24 protein-coding genes are annotated in these 23,752 nt (G+C 70.0%); 16 read left to right on the top strand and 8 right to left on the bottom strand.

Going from position 1 to position 23,752, the window contains the following annotated elements; genetic code table 11:
* Position 1: 1 nt before the first annotated feature.
* Complete coding sequence (locus tag H6G99_RS02455) at positions 2-835, top strand: PhzF family phenazine biosynthesis protein (protein ID WP_190609623.1); 834 nt, start codon at positions 2-4, stop codon at positions 833-835.
* A 145-nt stretch (positions 836-980) separates the two neighbouring features.
* Positions 981-1,622 (top strand): gamma-glutamylcyclotransferase family protein, encoded by a 642-nt coding sequence (locus H6G99_RS02450; RefSeq protein WP_353617147.1) that lies wholly within the window; start codon positions 981-983, stop codon positions 1,620-1,622.
* Here the strand turns inward: H6G99_RS02450 and H6G99_RS02445 are convergent.
* Entirely contained in the window at positions 1,619-3,751 is a 2,133-nt protein-coding gene (locus H6G99_RS02445) for a 4Fe-4S binding protein (RefSeq protein ID WP_190609620.1), read from the bottom strand. The genes H6G99_RS02450 and H6G99_RS02445 overlap by 4 nt on opposite strands.
* Positions 3,752-3,842: 91 nt before the next feature.
* Between H6G99_RS02445 and pdeM the strand changes: the two genes are divergently transcribed.
* Entirely contained in the window at positions 3,843-4,547 is a 705-nt protein-coding gene (gene pdeM, locus H6G99_RS02440) for a ligase-associated DNA damage response endonuclease PdeM (protein ID WP_190609619.1), read from the top strand.
* Here the strand turns inward: pdeM and H6G99_RS02435 are convergent.
* Positions 4,504-4,971 (bottom strand): CBS domain-containing protein, encoded by a 468-nt coding sequence (locus tag H6G99_RS02435; RefSeq protein WP_190609618.1) that lies wholly within the window; start codon positions 4,969-4,971, stop codon positions 4,504-4,506. The genes pdeM and H6G99_RS02435 overlap by 44 nt on opposite strands.
* Before the next feature lie 30 nt (positions 4,972-5,001).
* Between H6G99_RS02435 and H6G99_RS02430 the strand changes: the two genes are divergently transcribed.
* The gene (locus H6G99_RS02430; protein WP_094586233.1) at positions 5,002-5,553 is read left to right on the top strand and encodes a CDP-alcohol phosphatidyltransferase family protein; all 552 of its coding nucleotides are present in this window, start codon (positions 5,002-5,004) and stop codon (positions 5,551-5,553) included.
* 47 nt (positions 5,554-5,600) lie between these two features.
* Here H6G99_RS02430 and H6G99_RS02425 read toward each other — a convergent pair whose 3' ends face one another.
* The 4 genes from H6G99_RS02425 to H6G99_RS02410 all read right to left on the bottom strand — a co-directional run bounded on the left by H6G99_RS02425 (position 5,601) and on the right by H6G99_RS02410 (position 10,378).
* Positions 5,601-8,201, bottom strand: coding sequence for an autotransporter family protein (locus H6G99_RS02425; protein WP_190609617.1), 2,601 nt, complete (start codon positions 8,199-8,201; stop codon positions 5,601-5,603).
* A gap of 239 nt (positions 8,202-8,440) precedes the next feature.
* A complete protein-coding gene (locus H6G99_RS02420) occupies positions 8,441-9,358 on the bottom strand; it encodes an NAD-dependent epimerase/dehydratase family protein (protein WP_190609616.1) in 918 nt (305 codons plus the stop codon).
* 44 nt (positions 9,359-9,402) lie between these two features.
* On the bottom strand, positions 9,403-10,164 hold the full coding sequence (locus tag H6G99_RS02415) for a COG3650 family protein (protein ID WP_190609615.1): 762 nt from the start codon (positions 10,162-10,164) through the stop codon (positions 9,403-9,405).
* Positions 10,154-10,378, bottom strand: coding sequence for a hypothetical protein (locus tag H6G99_RS02410; protein WP_190609614.1), 225 nt, complete (start codon positions 10,376-10,378; stop codon positions 10,154-10,156). The genes H6G99_RS02415 and H6G99_RS02410 overlap by 11 nt, the downstream gene beginning before the upstream one ends.
* Positions 10,379-10,446: 68 nt before the next feature.
* Here H6G99_RS02410 and hisA point away from each other — a divergent pair, with 68 nt between their 5' ends.
* From hisA to H6G99_RS02380, 6 genes are all read left to right on the top strand, one after another.
* Positions 10,447-11,208 carry a 1-(5-phosphoribosyl)-5-[(5-phosphoribosylamino)methylideneamino]imidazole-4-carboxamide isomerase gene (gene hisA, locus H6G99_RS02405; RefSeq protein WP_190609613.1) on the top strand — a complete coding sequence of 254 codons (762 nt, stop codon included), beginning with the start codon at positions 10,447-10,449 and terminating at the stop codon, positions 11,206-11,208.
* Between the two features lie 212 nt (positions 11,209-11,420).
* Positions 11,421-11,786, top strand: coding sequence for a Fur family transcriptional regulator (locus H6G99_RS02400; protein WP_199296954.1), 366 nt, complete (start codon positions 11,421-11,423; stop codon positions 11,784-11,786).
* 63 nt (positions 11,787-11,849) lie between these two features.
* Positions 11,850-13,514, top strand: coding sequence for a DUF3685 domain-containing protein (locus tag H6G99_RS02395; protein ID WP_190609612.1), 1,665 nt, complete (start codon positions 11,850-11,852; stop codon positions 13,512-13,514).
* A 22-nt stretch (positions 13,515-13,536) separates the two neighbouring features.
* Positions 13,537-14,130, top strand: a complete 594-nt coding sequence (locus H6G99_RS02390; RefSeq protein ID WP_190609611.1) for a thylakoid membrane photosystem I accumulation factor — start codon at positions 13,537-13,539, stop codon at positions 14,128-14,130.
* Positions 14,127-15,509: a class II fumarate hydratase gene (fumC, locus tag H6G99_RS02385; RefSeq protein WP_199296952.1), complete on the top strand. Its 1,383-nt coding sequence runs from the start codon at positions 14,127-14,129 to the stop codon at positions 15,507-15,509. The genes H6G99_RS02390 and fumC overlap by 4 nt, the downstream gene beginning before the upstream one ends.
* A 342-nt stretch (positions 15,510-15,851) precedes the next feature.
* Positions 15,852-16,226: a type IV pilin protein gene (locus H6G99_RS02380; protein WP_190609609.1), complete on the top strand. Its 375-nt coding sequence runs from the start codon at positions 15,852-15,854 to the stop codon at positions 16,224-16,226.
* A 49-nt stretch (positions 16,227-16,275) separates the two neighbouring features.
* Here the strand turns inward: H6G99_RS02380 and H6G99_RS02375 are convergent, their stop codons facing one another.
* A complete protein-coding gene (locus H6G99_RS02375; protein ID WP_190609608.1) occupies positions 16,276-17,655 on the bottom strand; it encodes a PhoH family protein in 1,380 nt (459 codons plus the stop codon).
* 85 nt (positions 17,656-17,740) lie between these two features.
* On the opposite strand from H6G99_RS02375, the gene H6G99_RS02370 reads away from it, so the two are divergent.
* The 6 genes from H6G99_RS02370 (at position 17,741) to proB (ending at position 22,834) form a co-directional block, all read left to right on the top strand.
* Positions 17,741-18,919 carry a F420-0:Gamma-glutamyl ligase gene (locus H6G99_RS02370; RefSeq protein ID WP_190609607.1) on the top strand — a complete coding sequence of 393 codons (1,179 nt, stop codon included), beginning with the start codon at positions 17,741-17,743 and terminating at the stop codon, positions 18,917-18,919.
* Between the two features lie 91 nt (positions 18,920-19,010).
* Positions 19,011-20,087, top strand: coding sequence for a hypothetical protein (locus tag H6G99_RS02365; RefSeq protein ID WP_353617146.1), 1,077 nt, complete (start codon positions 19,011-19,013; stop codon positions 20,085-20,087).
* Positions 20,088-20,618 carry a Holliday junction resolvase RuvX gene (gene ruvX / locus H6G99_RS02360; protein ID WP_190609606.1) on the top strand — a complete coding sequence of 177 codons (531 nt, stop codon included), beginning with the start codon at positions 20,088-20,090 and terminating at the stop codon, positions 20,616-20,618.
* A gap of 19 nt (positions 20,619-20,637) precedes the next feature.
* Positions 20,638-21,186 carry a DUF3727 domain-containing protein gene (locus H6G99_RS02355; RefSeq protein WP_094586220.1) on the top strand — a complete coding sequence of 183 codons (549 nt, stop codon included), beginning with the start codon at positions 20,638-20,640 and terminating at the stop codon, positions 21,184-21,186.
* The gene (locus H6G99_RS02350; RefSeq protein WP_094586219.1) at positions 21,186-21,695 is read left to right on the top strand and encodes a YqeG family HAD IIIA-type phosphatase; all 510 of its coding nucleotides are present in this window, start codon (positions 21,186-21,188) and stop codon (positions 21,693-21,695) included. Before H6G99_RS02355 ends, H6G99_RS02350 begins: the two co-directional genes overlap by 1 nt.
* Positions 21,695-22,834 carry a glutamate 5-kinase gene (gene proB, locus H6G99_RS02345; protein ID WP_094586218.1) on the top strand — a complete coding sequence of 380 codons (1,140 nt, stop codon included), beginning with the start codon at positions 21,695-21,697 and terminating at the stop codon, positions 22,832-22,834. Before H6G99_RS02350 ends, proB begins: the two co-directional genes overlap by 1 nt.
* On the opposite strand, the gene bla is transcribed toward proB, so the two are convergent.
* Positions 22,815-23,744 carry a class A beta-lactamase gene (gene bla, locus H6G99_RS02340; protein WP_199296902.1) on the bottom strand — a complete coding sequence of 310 codons (930 nt, stop codon included), beginning with the start codon at positions 23,742-23,744 and terminating at the stop codon, positions 22,815-22,817. The two genes, proB and bla, sit on opposite strands and share 20 nt — an antisense overlap.
* Positions 23,745-23,752: the final 8 nt, after the last annotated feature.

Here is a 23,752-nt window from a genome sequence, read left to right as displayed (position 1 = left end):
CATGACCCTGCAGCGCCTGGCGGCCTTCAGTGACGGGGACCGGGGCGGCAACCCGGCTGGCGTGGTGATCGCTGAGTGGCTGCCCGCGGACAGCGAGATGCAGCGGATCGCGGCCGAGGTGGGCTACTCGGAAACGGTCTTCGCCGCCCCGCAGGGGGACGGCTGGCGGGTGCGCTACTTCTCCCCGACCGTTGAGGTGCCCTTCTGCGGCCACGCCACCGTCGCCCTCGGGGCCGCCTTGGCCGAGCGCTGCGGCGATGGGGTGTTTCCGCTCATCCTGAACCAGGCCGCGATCACGGTGGAGGGCCGGCGCCAGGGGGAGCGCTGGAGCGCCGCCCTGCAGTCACCCCCCACCCACCAGCGCCCCGTGGCGCCCGATCTCCTTGCGGCCGCCCTCAAACTGCTCGGCTTCGCACCCGGCGACCTGGATCCGGCCCTGCCCGCCGCCATCGTCCACGGCGGTGCCGACCACCTGCTGCTGGCCCTGCGTCGCCGCGAGGACCTGGCCGCCATGCGCTACGCCATGGAGGACGGGGCCCGGCTGATGGCGGAGGCGGGGCTGCTGACGCTCCTGCTGGTGTGGGCCGAAGGCCCCCGGATGTTCCACAGCCGCAATGCGGCCGCCGGCTGCGGCGTCTATGAGGATCCGGCCACGGGCTCGGCCACCGCGGCCCTGGCCGGTTATCTGCAGAGCCTGGGCTGGCCCCACGGCGGCAGCATCCAGGTGCTGCAGGGGGAGGACATGGGCTGCCGCTCCCTGCTGGGCGCCGGAATCCCGGCAGAGCCGGGGGGCTCGATCCGGGTGGCGGGCCAGGTGCGCCGCCTGGAGGCCTGAGTTCAGGACGCCTTTTCCAGGCGCTTCACGATCCAGCCCATCAGCACCAGGGAACCCAGCAGCGCCACCAGCAGGGCGATCGTCATGGAAACGGGTGCATGTCCGTCGCATTATGGCCACAGGCACCCCAGCCCTGGCCCGAGCCGTGCACAGCAGTCCCGAGCTGGTCTTCGTCTACGGCACGCTCAAGCGCGGCCACGGCAACCACCACTGGCTGCTGGATGCGCCCTTCCTCGGGGAGGCGGTGCTGCCGGATGTGGTGCTCCACGACCTGGGCCCCTTTCCGATGGCCGTGCCCGGCGAGGGGGTTGTGCGCGGTGAGGTGTACGGGGTGGATGCCGCCGGTCTGGCCCGGCTGGACCGGCTGGAGGGCTACCCCCGCCTCTACGACCGCCGGCCCCTGCCCTTGGCCGACGGCCGCCACGCCTGGGTCTATCTGGGGCGGCCCCACCAGGTGCGCCACGTGTCCGCCATCGCCGATGGCTGCTGGCTGGGTCCGGCGCCGGGAGCGGCCGTGCGCCGCAGCCAGATGGGCCTGGCCGTGGTGCTGGCCCTGGGCGGGGCCGCCCTGCTGGCGGCCGCCCTTCCTCCCGCCGCCCTGGCCTTCGACACCCTCTCCACCTGCAACGCCTGGCGCGGCAGCCATGGCAGCGCTCGGGTGCTGCTGGGCAACAGCCTCGGCGCTGCCCTCTACCTCACCAAGAAGCAACGGCTGCAGGAGAGCCCGGCTGATGCGCCCGTGGCGCTTTACAGCGACAGCGACCTGCAGCGGGTCTGCGGGCGTTAGCCGCCGGCCACCAGCCAGCGGCCCCCCGTGCCCAGGGCCACCACCAGCCCGCCCAGGGCCAGGGACGGGCCGCTCCAGACGGCCAGCGGTAGCAGGCGCCGCAGCATCAGCAGGGATCCACCCACCCCCACCAGCACCGTCAGGCTCTGGCAGAAGGCGATCACGTGGGCATCGGCGCTCCAGCTCGGCAGCCGGGCGGCCAGGGCCGGCCAGAGGGTCTCGGCGCTCACCGGCAGCAGCAGCCCCCCCTCCGCCATCCCCATGGGCAGGTGCTGGGCCAGCAGCAGGGCCCAGAGCAGGGGCAGCAGGGCGTAGAGCAGCAGCCAGCTGGGGCTGGCGGGTCGCAGCCCCGCCACCAGGGGCCGCAGCAGCAGCCACAGCCCCGCCGGTAGGGCCAGCGCCAGGGCGGCGAAGGCCAGGCGCGCCAGCAGGGGTCCCTGCTCGAGGGCGTCCGGAGCCAGGGGCAGCCAGCCCAGCAGCCGCTCGGCGTGCCGCAGGCAGACGCCGCCGGCCAGCACCAGGATCAGGCCCGCCTCCCCGGCCGGGGGTGCCATGTCGCGCTGCAGGTCTGCGGCGGGGGGCCGCAGACGCAGCTGCACCGATCGGTGCGGGCAGGCCTGGGCGCAGGTGAGGCAGAGCACGCAGTTGCGGTTGTCGCTCAGGTGGGCCGGATGGGTGCCCAGGGGGCAGCCGGCGGTGGCCAGGCCCTCCCCTTCCGCCGGCCCCCCCTTGAAGCAGGCGTAGCTGCTGCAGCTGCCGCTGCAGGTGCCCGCCTCCGCCCGCAGCTCGCTGATCGCCAGCTTGGCGAACAGGCCGTTCATGCCCCCCACGGGGCAGAGGTGACGGCACCAGAAGCGATTCTCGAAGCGCAGCGAGCCGACCACGGCCCCGGCGGTGATCAGCAGGAGCAGGGCGCTGCTCTGCCGGGCGCTGTTGCGAAGATCACCCAGCTCCTCCCACAGCAGGATCGCCGCGAAGCCGGCCGCCAGCAGGGGCGCCGCCCATCGGTCCGTGTCGCCCCGGGGCCAGCGGGCCGGCTGCCAGCCCAGCCGCGTCGCCAGCCGCTGGACGATCTCCCCCCAGACCATGAACGGGCAGAAGGAGCACCACAGGCGGCCCACCAGGGGGTAGCCCAGCAGGATCAGGGGCCACCACCAGGCCCAGAAGAGGTTGAGGTCGCCGTTGTGGGCGCGGTCCTGGGGCCCCCACCAGAGCCAGAGGTTCACCAGCACGAACACCCAGCTCACCACCCCGTAGAGAAGGGCGTTCCAGAGCAGGGGCGAGCGCATCACGTCCCGCAGCTGCGGCTTCCAGCGCCAGAGATCGAAGCGGGCCCGCTGGGGCCGCCGCAGGGTCCAGAACACGTCCTCCGGCAGCTCCTCCGGGTTGGCACCGCTGCACTGGCGCAGGGCCCGCTCGATCAGCTCCAGCAGCTCCCGCACATTGCCGGGGAAGTCGTAGGTCTGGAGGCGCTTCACCAGCCCCTCCCCCACGGCCGGCGGCCGGCTCCAGCCGAGGCTGAGGGCCTTCTGGCGCACCCCGTAACGCAGCCATTCGCCCAGGTCCTGACGTCGCACCCGCAGCGGCGGCACCCGGATGTGGCAGCAGATCGTGTCGAAATCGGGTTCGCTCGTCTCGGCGGTGAGGAACACCCGGCCGGCGAAGACGTGCTCGGTATGGGCGGTGTCCGGCGAGCGCCAGCGGCCGCTGCGGGCCAGTTCCAGCAGGGCGGGCCGCAGGGCGGGGTCGGCCCGGTCAATCTGGTCGAGCAGCAGCCCGCCGGTACCGAGGCAGTCGATCAGGGCCACGCCGCCGGTGGGGGCCCCGAACAGCTCGGCGCCGTCGGGGCGGAGCTGGGCGCAGTTGATCCGCACCAGCAGCTGCTTGCGGGCCGAGGAGCCGAAGTGGATCAGGGAGGCGAGGTTGTCCTTCTCCAGGCCGGGCTCGCCGCTGATCAGCACCGCCCGGCCGCTGGTGTCGGCGGAGGCGGCGCGGATGGCGTCCCGCAGCTTCTGGGCATAGCGGCTGCTGCCGACCACCCCGCGGCGGGTCCGGCCCAGCAGGTAAGGGGCCAGCCGCAGCAGGCAGGCCCTCGGGTCGGGGGTGGCCTCCGGCGGGCTGGACGTCATCGCTGACCTCGTGCTGACTTGATTCTCGTCGGAGAAGATGGGCTGGCCTGCGCGCCGCCTCCGCTCCCCTCGTCAGCCTGATGGTTTCTGCATGAACGTGTCGGGTTCGGCTGAGTTTCTGTGGCGGGGTCACCGGCTGCTGCTGCTGGGCCAGCGGGCCGTCTGGGATCCCCAGCAGGGGCTGCTGTTGGTGGCGGATCTGCACCTGGGCAAGGCGGAGAGCTTCCAGAGCCAGGGCATCCCGCTCCCCAGCGACGGCGACGGGGCCACCCTCAACACCCTGCTGGCGGTGGCCCATGGCCTCGGGCCCGCCCAGGTGCTGGTGCTGGGGGATCTGATCCACAGCCGGCTGGGCCTGACCGCTGACCTGCGCCAGAAGCTGCGGGCCCTGCCGGAGCTTCTGGGCTGTCCGCTGCGGCTGGTCGGTGGCAACCACGAGCGGGGCTGCTGGCTCGAGGGGCTGGAGCAGGAGCCGTCCCTGGCCCTCGGCCCCCTGTGGCTGAGCCACGCCCCCGAGCCCCGCCCCGGACACCTCAACCTCTGCGGCCACCGCCACCCCGTGGCCCTGGTGGGCGGGGGCGCCGACCGGCTGCGCCTGCCCTGCTTCGCCTACGACCCAGCGGCCGAGCAGCTGGTCCTGCCCGCCTTCGGTGCTCTCACCGGCGGCCACCCCTGCCCGGACGGCGAAAGGCTCTGGCTGCTGGCCGACGGGGCCGTGGTCCCGTGGACCGGGACGTCCCGCCGCTCCGGCGTCAGCCCTCGGCGGCCAGGGCCCGCACCACATCGCCACGGGTGAGCACCCCCACCAGGGCCTCCTGGTCGTCGAGCACGAACAGCCGCTGGGTGCCCCGGTCGTGCAGCAGGCGGGCAGCCGCCGGAAGGCTGGTGGTGGCGGGGCAGCTGTGGGGTTTGGAGCCCATCACATCGCCCACGGTGCTGCCCAGCACCTGGTGCACCTGCTTGTCCCAGTCGAGCGGGTTGCGCAGATAAATCACGGCATCGAGCAGCATCACGTAGGGCCCGGCATCGAAGCCGCTCTCGCGCACCATCAGGTCCTGCTCGCTGAGTTCCCCCACCAGGGCTCCGAGCTCATCGAGCACCGGCAGGCCGCTGACGTGGTGGTCGCTCATCAGCTGCACGGCCTCCTGCAGGGGGGTGGTGGTGGTGACACTCAGCACGGGGCTGGTCATCACCTCGGCCACGCTGCGCTCGACGACCATGCGGATCTCCTCGGTGATGGCATTCTGCTGGTGAACGGGACCCCTCCCCTGCGACGCCTCGCCGATCTGCTGACGCTTGCCCGGGCCGTGCTGGGGTTGCCCCTGCTGCTGGCCCTGGCCGGCGGACGGCCCGCCCTGGCCTGGGTGCTGCTGCTGCTGGGCGGCCTGAGCGACTGGGCCGACGGCGCCCTGGCCCGCCGGGCCGGCGGTGGGTCGGTGTGGGGGGCACGGCTCGATCCGCTCACCGACAAGATCCTGATCAGCGCCCCGCTGCTCTGGCTGGCCCATACCGGCGGCCTGCCGCTGTGGGCGGTGTGGCTGCTGCTGGCCCGGGAGCTGCTGATCTCCGGCTGGCGGGCCGGCCAGGGCAGCGGCGGTCCCGCCTCGCTGGGGGGCAAGGCCAAGACGATCCTGCAGTTCCTCTCCCTGCTGCTGCTGCTCTGGCCGCCGGCCTGGGGCCTGGGTCAGGGGGCCGGGCTGGTGGCCGCCCTGCAGGCCGCAGGCTGGTGGCTGTTCTGGCCGTCGCTGCTGCTGGCGCTCAGCTCGGCCCTGGGGTACCTGCGGGCGGGTCAGCGGGTCTGAAAGCCCGTGGGGATGGGCTTTCCACTCCGCTGATCAGGACCAAAAAACTAGAACTTCACCTTGACGCCGCCTCCGTAGGTGAATTGAGAGCCTGTCGAGAAGACTTCATAGCCAACACTGACGTACAGGTTTGTATGGCTGGAAACCTGGATATCCACCGCACCGTCGATCAAAAGTGTATTCGTGCCACGATTCTCACCCTGGGTCACGAAGCTGCCCGCGGCAGGAGCCGAGGGAAGAGAAGAACTCAAGGACCGGTTACCGGCATCATTGGCAAGGGCATCCACCTGATAGGCCAGAGCCAGTTTCGGAGTTAGGGCAGCAGTTCTCGCCTTGTTCAGTGCAATCGGACTTGAGGCAAGTTCGAAGCCGATGGTGCCGACGAGGCTATCGGCACGATTTCCTTCGATGCTGAGGTTAAGTGGCTCTCCACCACTCTCGGTAAGGCCGCTCTGTCCATAACTTGCCCAGGCAACACCCACGAAGGGCTTGAGAAAGACCTGGCTTCTGGAGGAGGGCTTCGAAAGATTAACCAGGTAATCTGCATTCAATGCCACAGTGTAACCGTCTCCGGCTAGCGAGCCTTGGACGGGGGTACCATTCCCAATGAAGGCAACATTTCGGCTTCCGGTGGTGTTGTAGTTGGCGTAACCAATGAGGCCACGTACACTCCAATGTCTTGATGGTTTGTACAACCCGTAGATGGAAGCACTGTTGACATTCGATGACACCATCGCGTTGGTCAGGGACATATTGTTGAGCGCAGAGGTTCCATAGCCGTAGGCGGCTCCAATCGTCCACTGCTCAGACGGCTTGAACTCGATTCCGTAGAAGCTGGAGAAAATGCCGGAATCATATCCAGACAGTCCTCCGCTTCCCTGAACGCTGCTTGTCGCATTGGCTGCCTGGACAAAGACGCAGAGCGGTTGATGGCGGCGGTTTGCCGTCTGGCCCTTCTCTGGGTTGACGACCCAGCCCGTTGTCGAGCATTGGCCAGCCTGATTCATGAGAAGTTCTCTCTGCCGCTTCAATGTTTCGATGCCCACGCTCTGGAAGGCTGCGTAGGGCTCGGGCGAGAGAGAATCGATCGCTGCCGTGAGCTGCCCAAAGGAGGGCAGAGACAGCAGTTGGGATGTCGCAAGGAGGAAGTCTGGCGAGATCCCGGAAGCGACGGCCTGACCTGACGTGAAACCGGTGAGGCCGATGGGGATACCGAGACTGTTGGCATTGTTGGTCGTGGCAAGAGCCAGTCTCTGGAAGACGCGGTCAACGGCTCCAGCGGTGGCCAACTGGTTGACACCATTCCGGCCGAGGAACTGCATGGCAGAACCAGTGGGACCAATACCGTTCCTTGGTCTCCACTGGACATCGATGGTCCTGGGATTTCCATCCGCCCCCTGAACCAGGGTCGTGCCTGCACTGAGCAGTGCGCTGTTGACGCCACTCTGATTCAACGTCAGAGCGTTCAGATTGGTGAAATCGATGCTGTTGGATGCATCCACCAGCACGTAGGAAAAAATAGGCCATGGCACACCCCCGCCAGAGGCGACCAGCTGGACATTGCCCGCGAGGTTCGTCACATTGTTCATGACGTTGATGCGGTCGTTGAGTGGGCCCTGAATCTCCGCTTCAAAGGTACCGCCATTGAGATTCAGGTTGGCGACCGTGATGGCTCCGATTGAATTTCCAGGTGCAATCTTTCCTCCGCTTTCGATCGTTGTTGTCGGCAAGAAACCTGTTCCGCCAACCTTGCCTCCGGATTGCACAGTCAAGCCAGAGGACGATGCCAGTGACCCGTTGACAAAGACGGTCGAGTTGCTGCCAACAACTGTAGCTCCGGTGAATGTGCTGATTCCGGTGAGGTTGGTGCTTCCGGCAAGCCCGGAATTGATGAATGCCAGGGCTCCGGGACCTGAGAAAACCCCACTGAAGGTGGAGTTATTTCCGTTAAGATCAATGCTGCCGCCTGCGCTGCCGACCACGTAGCTGGTGGCAAAGCTGCCAGGCCCATCAACGATCAGCGTGCCTCCGGCGAATGTTGTGCTGTAGGGACTGCTGGCGATGGCAGGGCTGCCTGGCACGATCCCTTCCGGTAGAAGCGTCAAGAACCAGGAGTTGATGGAGAGGGGATCGCCCCCTGCCAAGTCCGTGAAGATCAACGTCCATAGGCCCGATCCATTCTGGCCCAGAAATGCAGAAAAGGACTCCGATGGCCTGAATGATCCGGTCTCCAGAGTTGATCCAGAAACCGTGGATGCGGCGCTGTCTGCAAAGGTCCATGTCGCTGTACCGCCCGGTGTCTGGCCACCCAAAGCTCCTCCCGGAACCAGAGTTCTGACAATTCCTGCTGGGCTCAGGAGTTGAAGTTGAATTTCGTCGTTAAAGGAAAAACCGATACCCTGGCAGACCCCAGATGCACTGATCGGGTCATCACACTTTGTCAGGTTGATGGTCGTGGAAATGCCACCGACATTGCCACCGAAACCGAAGAAATCGAGAGACGTGCTTGCCGATCCGCCATCCACTTGCAGGACGGGTGAGAAGACTGCGGATCGCGTTATCGACTGAGCGGATGCCGGTTGATGGATCAGGCCCGTGGCGGCAACGAGACCAATCAGATACAAGCCAACCGGGTTCCTCTCCGTCATCATTTCGGCATCGAAAGAAGCCTGGGAATCTACCGGTCAGGTCTCCACGCCTGGATGCAGGCTGGCCTCTGTCTGCATATGAACATCAGGCTGCTGTCCGGTCACATCCTTGGCGACGGCATGGCGGCTTCCGGCGCCATGGAGCCAGAAAGGTGTTGAACCGCGTCGATGGAGAGTTCATCGTTGCGGTGTCACGGGCCCTGGACTTTGAAGTCGCTTGCCTGTCCATGGGCGGCCCCTCACCCCAGCAGGGCCTCGTCTCCGCTGAAATCGGGCGTGGTGGGCATCCGCAGGGCGTAGTCGTTGGTGTAGCTGTCGGCCAGGGTGGCCTCCAGGTCGAAGGCCGGCTCCCAGGCCAGCTCGCGCCGCACCCGGTGGGTGTCGGTGAGGAAGTGGGCCAGGCGCAGGGGAAAGGCCTTGCGGGCCTTCTTGTCGAGGCCAGCGGGATCGAAGCTGCGGATCTCCACCGTCTGCGGATCGGTGCCGCAGGCGCGGGCGGCGGCGGACACCAGGCCCCGGAAGCTGATGCCCTGGGAGCCGGTGCAGTTGTAGATGCGGTTGGTGGCGGCCTCCACCTCGATGCAGCGGGCCATGGCGGCCGCCAGGTCGGCCACATGGCCCAGCTGGGTGATGGTGCTGCCGTCACCGGGCAGGGGCACCGGCCGGCCGTGCACGATGCGATCGAAGAACCAGCTCTCCACCGGGTTGTAGTTGCCGGGACCGACGATGTAGGTGGGCCGGAAGCTGGTGAAGGGGATGCCCTCCTGGCGCAGCCAGGCTTCGGTGTCGAGCTTGCCGGCGTGACGGCTCTGGGGATCGGTGGGGGAGTCCTCGTCGAGGGGCCATAGCTCGCTGTCGGCGTAGACGCCGGCCGAGCTCACGTACACCAGACGGTGGGAGGGGGGACCGGTGCGCTCGATCACCTGGCGGGTGTCCTCCAGGGTGCGGCCGGAGCTGTCGACGATCACATCGAAGGGGCGGTCCTGGAGGGCCGCCAGGCCTTCGGCGCTGCTGCGGTCGCCCTGAAGATGCTCCACCCCCGCCGGCACCGGCTGGCGGCCACGGGTGAAGAGGCTGAGCTCATGGCCCGCGCCCAGCAGCCGGTTGACCAGGGGGCGCCCCACGAAACGGGTGCCGCCCATCACCAGGATCCTCATCGCCATGCCGCGTCAGTGAGCGCCATTCAAGCGGCCGGTCCGGATCAGGGGCCGCAGGGGAGGGGCTGGCCCAGGCGCTCGAACGGCAGCGGCAGCAGTTCCAGCAGCACCGTTCCGGGCGGCCCGGCGCTGCCGTCGGCCACCGGCAGCGGCACCGGCCGGTAGGTGCGGCCGTCGAAGCGCAGCTCCTTGAGCCCGTCGGGGGCGCCGTGCAGGCTGGCGGGCATGGTGAGATCCAGCCAGCCGCGGTGGCGGTTGCTGATCACCGTCAGGGGCGACTGGAACAGGCCGTTCTCCGCCACCAGCTCCAGGCTGCCGTCGTTGTCCCGGAAGATGAGCAGGCTGCAGCCGCCGCTGGAGCAGGAATAGGAGCCCACCACCACCGCCACGGTCTCCAGACGGCCGTCGCCGTCCAGATCGACCCGGTTGTGCAGATAGCGCAGGGGCCCCACGTCGGCGCAGACCGGCCGGGTGGCCGTGGCACGGGCCTGCTCCCACTCGGTCTGGTCGGGATCGCCGGCCGCCGCGGGGGGGGACGCCACCGGGCCGGCGAACAGGCGTGCCCGCAGGGCCGCCTCCAGCCGGGGATCGGGGCGGTTGATCGGCGGAATCACCGAACCCGGCGGTGCCAGCGGGGGCGGTCTGTCGCGGGGATCGGGGCCATCGGGCCCCAGCAGGGAGCGCGGCGGTGGGGCCGGCGGCGCCAGCGGAGGGGGCGCCAGGGGCTGGGCCGGCGCCGGGCCAGCGCCGGCGAAGAGCAGCAGCAGGCCGAACAGCCGCAGGGGCCCTGTCCTCTCAGCCTGCATCGGCCCCGTCGAGGCTTTCGAGATGCCGTTCGATGCGATCGGCCAGCGCCAGGCAGCGGTCCATCTCCTCCCAGAGCAGTTCCCGGCGCCGCGCATCCACGGCGTAGGAGCGGTGATGGAGATCACGGCCCTGGTAGCGGAGCGCATCCCTGAGGCGGCGCCAGTCGTCCGGGGCGATGTCGGGGGCGGCGAGGTCGGGAGGGGAGGGGGCCATCAGGTCCGCATCATCCGGGCAGCGTCATGGCACAGGATGGAGCCGACAGCTGCATTGTCCCCCTTTCCATGCAAGTCATTCCCGCCATCGATCTGCTCGACGGGCATTGCGTGCGACTGCATCAGGGCGACTACGGCCGCGTCACCCGCTTCAGCGACGATCCGGTGGCCCAGGCCCGCGAGTGGCAGCGCCAGGGGGCCACGCGCCTGCACCTGGTCGATCTCGACGGGGCCAGGAGCGGCGAACCCCGCAACGACGGCGCCGTCCAGGCCATCGCCGCGGCCCTGGAGATCCCGGTGCAGCTGGGGGGAGGGGTGCGGACGGCGGAGCGGGCCGAACAGCTGCTGGGCTGGGGTGTGGACCGGGTGATTCTGGGCACGGTCGCCGTGGAGAACCCGGCCCTCGTGCACGACCTGGCGGCCCGCCATCCGGGCCGCATCGTGGTGGGGATCGATGCCAACGAGGGCAAGGTGGCCACCCGTGGCTGGATCGAGCAGAGCACGGTGGAGGCCACGGCCCTGGCCGCCAGCCTGGATGGCACCGGCGTGGCGGCGATCATCAGCACCGACATCGCCACCGATGGCACCCTGGAGGGCCCCAACCTGGCGGCCCTGCGGGCCATGGCCCAGGCCACCTCCCTGCCGGTGATCGCCTCGGGCGGTGTGGGCAGCCTCACCGACCTGCTCAGCCTGCTGAGTCTGGAGCCCCTCGGTGTGGACGGGGTGATCGTGGGGCGGGCGCTGTACGACGGACGGGTGGAGCTGGCCGAGGCGCTGCAGGCCCTCGGTGATGGTCGGTTGCAGGATCCGTTGCAGTTGCCGATCGCCTGAAGCCGGCCGGCCCGCGAAGCGAGGTCCATACCGGTGATGAGGCAATTGCCCTATAACAGAGCCAATGTGTTCTGCGGCAACGTTTGCCTTCTCCGACGACCACCGCATCCTCCGCGGCCTCCGGCCGCCGTGGCGAGGCCGGTGATCGCCATGCGGTGGCCACGGCCCCGTCCCATGTGGAGGACGTCTACCAGCGCTGCCGGGAGCTGGGCATGCGGCTGAGCCGTCAGCGGCGCATGGTGCTGGATCTTCTCTGGGACGAAAAGAGCCATCTCTCCGCCCGCGACATCTTCGAGAAGCTCAACAACCAGGGCCGCCACATCGGCCACACGTCCGTCTACCAGAATCTCGAGGCGCTGCAATCGGCCGGCGTGATCGAATGCATCGAGCGGGCCAGTGGTCGGCTGTATGGCTATCGCGCCGATCCCCACAGCCATCTGACCTGCACCCAGTCCGGCGCCATCCACGACCTCGACGTTCTCCTCCCCGACCATCTCCTCCAGCAGATCGAGGACCAGACGGGCTTTGCGATCGAGTCGTACACCCTGCATCTCTCCGGCCGCCCCCGCCCCTCCTGAAGCCCCGGCACTGGAGAAAGCCCAGCGCCTTGGTTAAGGTCGGGCCAACCTTTCTCTCGCAACGTGGGACGACGTCCGGCACAGCCCCTTCCCCAGCTGCTGCTGTTCGCCGATCCCCTGGAGCGGGCGGGCCTCACCAGCTGGCTGGAGGCTGCTGACACCAGCGCCGATCCCGATGGCTGGGGTGGCTGCCGGGTGGTGGTCGACAGTGGGGAGCTCCAGGGGGCACCCCAGCTCGTCCTCTGGTGCCTCGGCAGCCTGCCCGAACCCCAGGCCCTCGACGCCGAGAGCCGCCGGCTGCTGGAGCGCTGGTATCCGGCGCCGCTGCTGCTGCTTCTGCCCTCCAAGCACCCCTACGGCAGCGATGTCCTGCTGCAGCTGCCGGCCCAGGGCCTGATCGAGCAGGCCGATGCCGAAACCCTGCGGCAGGCGGTCACCACACTGCTGGCGGGCGGCCGGGTGCTGGCCATCGCAGCGACGCGACGGGGGGGCGACGAGCCGGGCCCCTCCGTGCCGATGGGCCTGGGTCAGTGGCTGCTGCTGAGCGGCCTGCAGCAGATCGATGCCGAACTGCGCCTCTGCCTGCGTCTGCTGGATCCGCCGCCGGTCGACCTGCTGCCGCTGCTGCTGCTGCAGGGCCGGGTGCGGGAGCTGCGGCTGGCCCGGCGGCTGCTCCTCTGGCTCTGGGGGCCCGTCAGCCTGGCCTGGAGCCAGCCCCTCGATGGGCCCGATGGGGCGCCCGACGCCCCGGCCCCTGGCCCTGGTGTGGCGATCACCATGCGGCAACGCACCGCCGAAGGCCTCTGGGAGGCCCTGCGGGGCCGGCTCACGGCGGCGGCCGCCGCTGGCCCCAGCAACAACAGCGGCCAACTGCTGGCCCTCGACGGCCTCCACGCCTCCCGCCGCAGCGACCTGCTGCTGGGGCTGCTGGAGCAGTTCCACCGGCTGCGCCAGCGCCTGCTGCAGGACGATCCCCGCGGCGAGCAGCTGGAGCGGCTCTGGAGGGAACTCCAGCCCGAGCTGCGTCAGCAGGCCCTGCGCCACATGGCGGGGTCCTACGTGCAGCTGCCCATGGAGGGCCGGCTGTGCCCGGTGGCCGAGACGCTGCTGCACCGCAGCAGCCTCGACGCCGACGACCTCGAGCTGCCCGATCCCGCCGCCATGCTCAGCCCGCTGCTGCAGGCCCGTCCCCTGCTGGTGGACGGCCGCCTGGTGGCGCCGGATGAGCCCCAGGCGGTCCTGTATCTGGAGCTGCTGCTCAGCAACTGGCTGGTGCGCAGTGCCGAGCTGATCAGCGCCGAAGTGCTGGCGGCCTGCGCCGAGTGGCCCGAACTGCGCCGCTACCTGCTGCGCCCCGAGCTGCTCGCCACCCGCAACCTGGAACGGCTGCGCAACCAGCTCAACGCCCAGCAGCGCTGGACCAGCTGGTTCGAGCGGCCGATCCATCTCTACGAGAGCCGGCGTCCCCTGTACCGATTGGGCGACGGCGCGATCGACTGCGTGGACCTCACCGAGCCCCGCGATGCCGAGCTGCGCCAGCTGGGCTGGGTGCAGCAGGCGGTCACCCTGGCCCTGGAGGCCCGCGATGCCCTGGGCCCCCAGCTGCGCAGCCTGCTGAAGCGCCTCGGCGATCTGCTGGTGGTGCTGCTGACCCAGGTGCTCGGCCGGGCCATCGGCCTGGTGGGCCGCGGCATCGTCCAGGGGATGGGCCGCAGCCTCAACCGCTGAGGCGGCCGGGTACCACGGCACAATGAGCCCACCCGCCCGTGTCCCCTTGCCCCGTTCGCTGTCCCGGCCCCTCGCCGGCCTCTGGGCCCTGCTGCTGACCGTGGTGCTGGGGCTGTTCTGGGCCCCGGGTCAGGCGGCGGCCAGCCTTGAGAACGACCGCTACGACGGCAACATCTTCGCCCTCTACGCCGGCAACGGCTCCCTGGTGCCGCCCCGCAGCAGCCTGGCCCAGTCCCTCGACGAGCACCGGGTGGCGGTGCTCGTCTACTACCTCGACGACAGCAGCGTCAGCAAGCAGTTCTCGCCGGTGGTGTCGGAGCTGCAACGGGTCTGGGGCAACGCCGTCGATCTGATCCCCCTGGTCACCGATCCACTCCAGAACCGGCCCGATGGCGGCGTGGCCGATCCCGCCCACTACTGGGACGGCCTGATTCCCCAGGTGGTGGTGATCGATGGCTCCGGCCGCGTTGTCTTCGATCGCCATGGCCAGGTGAGCGTCGATGCCATCAATACGGCCGTGAGCGAAGCCACCGGCATCCCGATGGCGCCTGGTTCGGGTAACAGCGCCACCTTGAGCTTCAACGAACTCAACAGCGAAGTGGTGGCGTCCCGCTGATGCCGGCCACCCGCACCGAAACCGACAGCCTCGGCCCGGTGGAGGTGCCGGCCGAGCACTACTGGGGTGCCCAGACCCAGCGCTCCCTGCGCAACTTCCCCTTCGGCGCGCGGATGCCGCTCGCCGTGGTGCAGGCCTTCGGCCAGCTCAAGGCCGCCTGCGCCGAGGTGAACGCCGCCCGGGGCGTGCTTCCCGACCACCTGGCGGTCCTGATCGTGGCCGCCGCCGAGGAGGTGAGCCGGGGCCAGCTCGACGCTGAGTTCCCGCTGCGGGTCTGGCAGACCGGCTCAGGCACCCAGACCAACATGAACGTCAACGAGGTGATCGCCAACCGGGCCATCGCCGCCACCGGCGGCGTGCTGGGCAGCAAGGTGCCGGTGCACCCGAACGACCACGTCAACCTCAGCCAGTCGAGCAACGACACCTTCCCCGCCGCCATGCACATGGCGGTGGCGATCGAACTGCATCAGCGGCTGATCCCCAGCCTGGAGGCGCTGATCGGCGCCCTGCGCCACAAGGCCGAGACCTACGCGGGCCTGATCAAGATCGGTCGCACCCACCTGCAGGATGCGGTGCCCCTGAGCCTGGGCCAGGAGTTCGGTGGTTACGCCTCCCAGCTGGAGCTGGGCCTGGCGGGCCTGCGGGCCACCCTGCCCCAGGTGCTGCAGCTGGCCATCGGCGGTACGGCCGTGGGCACCGGGCTCAATGCCCCGGCAGGGTTCGGCGAGGCGGTGGCCAGCCGGCTGGCCGAGCGCATCGGCCTGCCCTTCACCAGCGCCCCCGACAAGTTCCAGGCCCTTGCGGGCCAGGAGGGCCTGGCGGCGGCCCACGGGGCGCTGACCGTGCTGGCGGGCAGCCTGATGAAGATCGCCAACGACATCCGCTGGCTGGCGAGCGGGCCCCGCTGCGGCCTTGGCGAACTGGTGCTGCCGGAGAACGAACCAGGCTCCAGCATCATGCCCGGCAAGGTGAATCCCACCCAGTGCGAGAGCCTCACCATGGTGGCCGTGCAGGTGATGGGCAACAACACCGCCGTCCAGATGGCGGCCAGCCAGGGAAATTTCGAGCTGAATGTGTTCAAGCCCCTGATCGCCCACAACCTGCTGGAGAGCATCGACCTGCTGGCGGGGAGCTGCGGCACGTTCCGGGAGTTCTGCATCGAGGGCCTGCGGGCTGATGTGGCCCACATCGAAGCCCAGCGGGACCGCAGCCTGATGCTGGTGACGGCCCTGACGCCGGCGATCGGCTACGACCGGGCCTGCGCCATCGCCCGCCATGCCCACGAGCACCGGCTCAGCCTGCGGGAAGCGGCCCTGGTGCTGGGGGAGATCAGCGGGGAGGAGTTCGACCGCCTCGTCAGGCCCGAGCAGATGGTCTGAGGCTGATGCTCTGGGAGCGTCCCGGTTGATTTTCCGAGGATCGTCCGTAAGATCTGCCAAATACCCCTGGTGTGGTCCTTGAGTTGTGTCCCTGAGGACGTTCTTCGGCTTCAGGATCCACTCAAGGATGGCCTTCTTCCGGGAGGCCCGCCTCTGAGTTCCCCGGTCTTCCTCCCGGGCGACGAAGAAGGGGAACCCTACGACTGAGATGTCCCAGAGCCCCCGTTCCGATCCCCTCCCCCGTCTGCCCGCGACGTTCTCTTCCGCGCAAGGTGGGTCATGCTCCGCAGGATCAGCGCCCGACGCAGCCGCCCTGAATCCGTACAGCTGGGGAACTCCGGGATGGCTGGGTTCACCATGATCGAGCTGATGATCGTGGTGGCCATCGTGGGCCTCCTCAGCGCCGTCGCCCTGCCCCAGTACCGCCGCACCGTGGCCATGGCCGAGGCCTCCAGCAGCATCCTGGAAGCGGTGGCCTTCGCCGAACAGTGCGCCGTGGCCCACAAGTCCGGGCTGCATACGGTGGTGGCCCAGCCAGGGGGCGGGCCCACCCGGAACTGCAACGGAACCGCGATTCGGCTGCTCAACAGTCGGCGCTGGACAGGGGATGCCGCAGGAACGTTGTGCTTCGGGGTCCCTGCCGCAGCCGGCGATCGTCGGGCCATCCTGCGGATCAGCATGGATGGATCCACCATCACCTGCAGCTTCTCAAGCTGAAGGGCTCCAGCTCCGAAGGCTCCCGTTGACGTCGGTGGCCATGCGCCGACTAGAGCAGGTTGGCGGCCAGCTCGGCCAGCTCGGAGCGTTCCCCCCGCATCAGGGTGATGTGGCCGGAGAGCAGCTGGCCCTTGAAACGCTCCACCAGCCAGGTGAGTCCGTTGCTCTCCGCATCCACGTAGGGATTGTCGATCTGGTAGGGATCACCGGTGAGCACGATCTTGGTGCCTTCCCCCACCCGGGTCACGATTGTCTTCACCTCATGGGGGGTGAGGTTCTGGGCCTCGTCCACCACCATGAACTGGCGGGGAATCGAGCGGCCGCGGATGTAGCTGATCGCCTCCACTTCCAGCAGGCCCATGCCCTTGAGGTCGCTCCAGTTGCTGCGGGGCGGGCGGTGTCCCCCCCGGACGGGCTGGCCTTCGTCGCCACCGAGCAGGAAGTCGAGGTTGTCGACGATCGGTTGCATCCAGGGGGCCATCTTCTCCTCGAGATCCCCGGGCAGGAAGCCCATCTCCTTGCCCAGGGAGATCACCGGGCGGGTCACCAGCAGGCGCTCATAGAGGTGCTCGTCGGCCACCTGATGCAGACCCGCCGCCAGGGCGAGCAGGGTCTTGCCGGTGCCGGCCTTGCCCACCAGGGTGACCAGGGCCACCGCCGGATCGAGCAGCAGATCGAGGGCGAAGGACTGCTCCCGGTTACGGGGCTGGATGCGACCCATCTTGGCCTTTGCTGACTTCTGCAGCGGCTGCAGGGTGCCGGTGCGGCCGTTGTAGCGGGTGAGCAGGGTGTGGGCCGGCTGGGCCAGGTCCACCAGGGTCACCCCCTCGTTCGCCTGCAGCGGCGAGACGGCAACCGGCTGGTCCGGGAAGGCATCCGCCGGCAGGCCGTCGCCGGTCTTCACCCGGTCCATCTGATCGGCGTCGACCCAGCGCTCGCAGAACCCCGGGTAGAGGTCCGCCATGTCCACCTTGTCGGTGGTGTAGTCCTGGGCGATCAGGCCCACCGCATCGGCCTTGATGCGCAGGTTGGTGTCCTTGGTGACGAGCACCACCGGCGGCTGGCTGCCCACCACCTCCTGCAGGCGCTGCTCCAGGGCCACGGCCAGGATGTTGTTGTCGCCGTTGCCCGCCTTCAGCTCGGGGGGCAGCTGGCGCAGGGTCTCGCTGCGGCAGAACACCACCTTCAGGGTGCCGCCGCTGACAGCGTCGATGGGCACGCCTTCGGCCAGGTTGCCCTTCTCGCGCAGCTGGTCGAGCAGCCGTGACACCTGGCGGGCGTTGCGGCCCTTCTCGGAGGGGTCCCGCTTGAAACGGTCGATTTCCTCGACCACCTCGATCGGGATCACCACCTGGTTGTCCTCGAACCGGTTCAGGGCCTGGGGGTCATGCAGCAACACGTTGGTGTCGAGCACGAAGGTCTTGCGCATGCCTGTGACCTGCCGGTTCCATGGGGCCGAAGCTAGGTCCGCGGGCGCATCTACGCTCCGGCCGGACATTCCCTGACGTATCGGCTTGCCGTTCCCCGTTTCCTGCCTGCTGGTTCTGCTGCTGCTCCTCGGCCTGGGGCTGGTGGTGCTTGAACTGCGCCATCGCCTCCGGCCCGCCTCCCCCCTGCAGCTGCTGCCGGGATCCTTCCAGGTGCGACGCCGGGCCCAGGGCCTGGAGATCACCGGCGAGATCCGGATCCGCAACCCCCACCCCCGCATGGAGGTGATGGTGCCCGAGATCACGGTGGTGCCCACCCTGCTGGGCCGCAGTGACGTCAGCCAGGTGCGCCACGAGCTGCACATCACGCCGCTGCACCCCGACGAGGAGGCCCGTCCTGATGGCTACTGGGCCGCCTACATCGTCAAGGGCCGCAAGACCACCGCCGCCCACATCCGCCTCAACTTCACCGCGCCCGGCGGCCTGGATCTGGAGAGCGTGCTCGACACCCTCTGGATGGACATCCACTGGGTGAACTACGGGCCCTTCGGCCGGCTGCAGCGGCGCCAGGGGATTCTGCTGCCGCTGCAGAAGCCGGAACCGGGCGACCCATCCGCCCCGGGCTGGCGCGAAGGGGAGCGCTGCCGGGTGCTGCCGGTTCGCACCCACCTGCTCGGGGTGCTCGACGATCCGCTGGAGGTCCTGCAGCGCTACACCTCAGGCCTGCTGCAGCCGGGTGATGTGCTCACCATCGGCGAGACGCCCCTGGCGGTGATCCAGGGCCGCTACCACCACCCCTCGACGGTGGAGCCCTCCTTCCTGGCCCGCCTTCTGTGCCGGGTGTTCCACCCCACCAGCTCCCTGGCCACGGCCTGCGGCCTCCAGACCCTGATCGACGTGTCCGGCCCGGCCCGGGTGCTCGGTGCCTGGGTGGTGGGCACCGCCCTGAAGCTGGTGGGTAGCAAGGGCTGGTTCTATCGGCTGGCGGGCGAGCAGGCGCGCCTGATCGACGACATCACCGGCACCACGCCCCCCTACGACCAGACGATCGTGCTCGGCCCGGACCAGCCGGCGGCCTGGTGCGAGCGGATGGCGGCGGCCCTCGGGGTGGCGGTGGCGGTGGTGGACGTCAACGACCTAGGGCGGGTGAAGGTGCTGGCCGCCAGCGGCGGCACCGATGAAGCCCTGCTGATGCGGGCCCTGCGCCCCAATCCCGCCGGCAACGCCAACGAGCGCACACCTCTGGTGCTGGTGCGTCCCACGTAGAATTCTGAAACGACGTCGCCAGCACCCGCCGCGTCGGTTCCGATTCGCCCACGCCCCTTCTCCACCGTCGTCTGCCGTGCCAGTGCCTGCCGTGCCAGTGCCTGCCCAGGGCAGAACCTCCCCCACCTGGACGGTGGAACCGCTGCAGGGTTGGCACCTGCCACTTCTCGATGACCCCGCCTTCCTGCCGCTGCAGCCGCTGCTGCAACGTTCCCTGCTGCTCGCCCTGCCGGAGCAGCTGCTGACGGCGGTGACCAGTCGCCGCCCGGTGGCGGCCCAGGTGCTGGTGGCCCTGCAGCGCCAGGGGCTCACCCGCCAGCAGGCCCTGGGCCTGATCGTCTGCCGTCGCCTCAACCGCAGCGGCACCTGCTGGCAGGTGCAGCACCTGCGCCTGGCCCTGGCCGCCACGGAGGGGGCGCCCCTGGCTGGGGATCTGCTGCGCCAGGCCATCGGCCGGGTCAAGGGCGCCGCCAGCTGGATCGCCACCGCCTCCAGCCTCGACACCCCCCGGCTGGCCACCCTGCGGGAGCAGGGCTTCCAGCCCCAGCGCACCGATCGCCTCTGGCGCTGGCAGCTCCCGGCCGATCGGCCTGCCCCCGCCGCTCCGGCCGATCTGCAGCTCCGCCCGCTCAACAGCCGCACCGCCCCGCTGCTGTGGCATCTGGAGCAGGCCACCTGCCCGGCCCACCTGCGCCAGCTGCAGGACCGCCGCATCGAGGACCTGCTCGACCAGAGCCGCAGCCATGGCTGGATGCTGGTTGATGCGATCCGCAACGAGGCCGTGGCCGGCGTGCGCTGGCTCGATGAGCATCCCGGCGGCGGCCAGGCGGTGGAGCTGAGCGTCCACCCCGGCTGGGGCCATCTGCTTGGCAACGCGGCCGAGTCGTTGCTGCACCGCATCGGTCAGGGGGGCGGCAGCCTCTGGCTGCGTTGCGAAGTGAGCGACGGTGAGCGCCAGCGCTGGCTCCAGGCCCTCGGGGCCGAGGCCCATGGCGAGGAGGTGCTGATGGCCCGCAGCGTCTGGCGTCGTCAGGAGGGCCAGCCGGCCAAGCGGGCGGCGCGACGCATCGAGGCGGTGCTGGAGCAGCTGCAGCCGCGGCGGCGTCCCATGCCCACCCCCACCGGCCCCCTCGGCAGCCTGCCCACCGCCCCCCTGCTCCTGCGCTGAATGGCGCCGCCCAGCCCGCGTTCGGTGCTGGCCCTCGATGTGGGTCGCCGACGCATCGGGCTGGCGGGCTGTGATCCCCTGGGCGTCACGGTGACGCCCCTGCCGGCCCTGGCCCGGGGGGAGTTCCAGGCCGACCTGGGCCGGCTGCTGGAGCTGGTGCGCCGGCGGCGGGTGGCGGCCCTGGTGGTGGGCCTTCCCCTCGATGCCGGCCAGAGGCCCACCCCCCAGGGGGTCCACTGCCGCCGCTACGGCCTGCGGCTGGCCAGGGCCCTGGCGGCCCTCGGCCAGCCCCTGCCCCTGGCCTGGGTGGATGAGCACGCCAGCAGCTGGGCGGCCGGCGAGCGCTTCGGCCTGCACGGCGACCGCAGCGGCAGGCTCGACAGCGCCGCGGCGGTGCTCCTGCTGGAGCAGTGGCTGCGGGAGGGGCCCGAACCGCTCGATCCCGCTGCGTTCACGGCCGCGTTCACGGCCGATCCGGTCGCCCCGGCGGCCATCGCCGTGGGCAGTCGGGCCGACGCTGATTCATTCTGAGAGGACCCGCTTCCACTTGATGGCCTCCGACCCCCCTGCGATGACGGGCTCCGGCGATGTGCCCACCGTGCAGGTGCGGGACGGCAGCGGCCGCCAGCTGCTCTGCTTCCTGGAGCAGCTGATCCCCCTGGACGGCCACGACTACGCCCTGCTGACCCCGGTGGACACCCCGGTGTGCCTGTTCCGGCTGCGGGAGGACGACGACCCCGAGCTGGTGGAGACCCTCGATGCCACCGAGCCGATCCTGTCGGTGGCGGATGTCGTGCTCCAGGAGCACGACCTCACCCTGGTGCGTTCCGCCGTCACCCTCACCGTCAGCGGTGAGCTGGAGGAGCCCGATCCCGACGATCTCGAGGACGAGGAGGGCGATGATGACAGCGAGACCTACGAGCTGCTCGTGAGCTTCATGGCCGGCGATGAGGAGTACGGCCTCTACATCCCCCTGGATCCCTTCTTCGTGGTGGCCCGCATGGACGGCGCCGACGCGGTGATGGTGGAGGGCGAGGAGTTCGAGCGGGTCCAGCCCCGTATCGAGGCCGAGCTCGACGAACGGGAGAGCGACGACTGATGCTGCGCGATCTGCTCACGCCCGACTGGCTGCCGGGAACGTCCCTGGCGCACCTGCCCCTGCAGGAGCTGGTTGATCGTGGCATTCGCGCCCTCGTCCTTGACGTCGACCGCACCCTGCTGCCCCGCCGCCAGGCCACCATGCCCCTGCAGGCTGAAGTGTGGCTGCGCCACGCCCGCGAGCGCATGCCCCTGCACCTGCTCAGCAACAACCCCTCCCGCCGCCGCATCGGGGCGGTGGCCGACACCATGGGCCTCCCCTACACCACCTCGGCGGGGAAGCCGCGGCGGGCGGCCCTGCGCAAGGTGCTGCAGGACCTCGCCCTGCCCCCGGCCGCTGTGGCCCTGGTGGGCGACCGGCTGTTCACCGATGTGCTGGTGGGCAACCGCATGGGCCTGTTCACGGTGCTGGTGAAGCCGATCGATCCCGACGGTGAACCCTGCCGCCAGGACCGGCTGCAGAACCTGGAGCTGCGCATGGCCCGCTGGGTGGGCTCGGTCCCGGGCTGATGGGGACCTCCGGCACACCCGCCGCCGGCGGCCTGCGGCGTGTGATCAAGGTGGGCACCAGCCTGCTGCGGGGCACCCCCGAGCGGCCCACGGCGGCGGTGATCGCCGATCTGGCCGCCAGCTTCGGCCGCCAGCAGCGCCGGGGGGATCGGCTCGCCCTGGTCACCAGTGGCGCCGTGGGCCTGGGCTGCGAGGCGCTCCGCTTCAGCCGGCGCCCCACCGAGGTGGTGGCCCTGCAGGCGGCCGCCGCCGTCGGCCAGGGCCGGTTGATGGGGCTGTACCAGGAGGCCTTCGCCGTGCGGGGGATGGCGGTGGCCCAGGTGCTGCTCACCCGCAGCGATCTGGCTTCCCGGCGCCGCTACCAGAACGCCTGCCGCACCCTGGAGCAGCTGCTGGAGTGGGGGGTGCTGCCGGTGGTGAACGAGAACGACACCCTGGCCACCGATGAACTGCGCTTCGGTGACAACGACACCCTTTCGGCTCTGGTGGCGGTGGCGATCGGCGCCGATGAACTGGTGCTGCTCACCGATGTCGACCGCCTCTATTCCGGCAATCCCCGCACCGATGCCGATGCCAGCCCGATCGAGGAGGTGCGCGACCTGGCCGAGCTGGAGCGCCTCAGCCACGTGGCCGAGGGGGGCGGGCAGTGGGGCACGGGCGGCATGACCACCAAGCTGGCGGCGGCCCGGATCGCCACCTCCAGCGGCATCCGGGTGCGCCTGGCCGATGGCCGCGATCCGGCGGTGCTCGATGCCCTGTTCGCCGGCGAGAAGGTGGGCACCGTGTTCCAGCCCAGCGCCACCCCCCTGGCCGACCGCAAGAGCTGGCTGGCCCATGCCCTGCTGGTGAAGGGCAGCGTGCGGGTGGACGCGGGCGCCGAGCGGGCCCTGCTGCAGCAGGGGGCCTCCCTGCTGGCGGTGGGCATCCGTGAGGTGGAGGGCCACTTCTCCCGGCGTGACGCGGTGCGGGTGCTGGCCAGCGACGGCCGCGAACTGGGGCGGGGCCTGAGCACCCTGAGCAGCGAGGAGCTGCGCCGGATCATGGGGCTCAGCAGCGAGGAGGTGCGCCGCCGGCTGGGGCCGGTGGGGGATGCGGTGGTGCACCGCGACCAGCTGGTGCTCACCTGCCTGCCGGCCTGAACGCTTCGGCCACGATCGTGGCGGCTGCGGCCAGCACCCCATCCTGTGTCTGGGCGGCCGGATCGCTCTGGGTATGGAAGATGGCCAGCACGATCGGCCCCCGCTCCGGCGGCCAGAGCACGGCCACGTCGTTGGCGGTGCCGTAGGCGCCGCAGGTGCCGGTCTTGTCGCCCACCCGCCAGCCCGGCGGCACCCCGGCCCGCACGCGCCGATCGCCGGTGGTGTTGCCGATCAGCCAGTCCTGCAGTCGACGGCGCTGGGGCGGGCGCAGGGCGCTGCCGAGCACCAGGGCCTGGAGGCTGGTGCCCATGCCGCTGGGGGTGTCGGTGTCACGGGGATCGCCGGGGATGGCGGAGTTGAGGGCGGTTTCCCAGCGATCGAGCCGGAAGGTGCGGTTGCCGGTGGAGCGGGCGAAGGCGGTCAGGCCGGCGGGGCCGTCCAGGCGCGCCATCAGCTGATTGGCGGCGGTGTTGTCGCTGTACTGGACGGTGGCGGCGGCCATCTCCGCCACCGTCAGGCCGCCTTCGAGGTGCTGCTCGGCGATCGGCGAGTGGGTCACCAGATCCTCTCGGCCGAAGCGGATCCGCTGCTCCAGGAAGCCCGGCTGCCGCTGGCTCCTGTGGAGCACGGCTCCCGCCAGGATCGCCTTGAAGGTGCTGCAGAGGGGAAAGCGTTCGTCTGCCCGATGGCCGATCCGGGCACCGCTGGCGGTGTCGATGGCGAACACCCCCAGTCGTCCACCGGAGCGGGCCTCCAGTGCGGCCAGCGCGACCTCCGCTGCGGCTTCCGGCTTGACGGGCCCCGGGGCAGCGGGCGCGGCAGCGGCGGGCGCGACGGCGATGTCTGGCAGCAGCGCCACCAGGGCTGCCGCCAGGCCTGCAGCCAGGGACTGGGTGCTGCGGGGGGCCATCGGGTCCA

This window comes from Synechococcus sp. FACHB-909 (genome assembly GCF_014698945.1).
Classification (GTDB): domain Bacteria; phylum Cyanobacteriota; class Cyanobacteriia; order PCC-6307; family Cyanobiaceae; genus Cyanobium.
The sequence above is the reverse complement of the archived record's forward strand: the minus strand, read 5'-3'. Positions and strand labels throughout refer to the sequence as shown.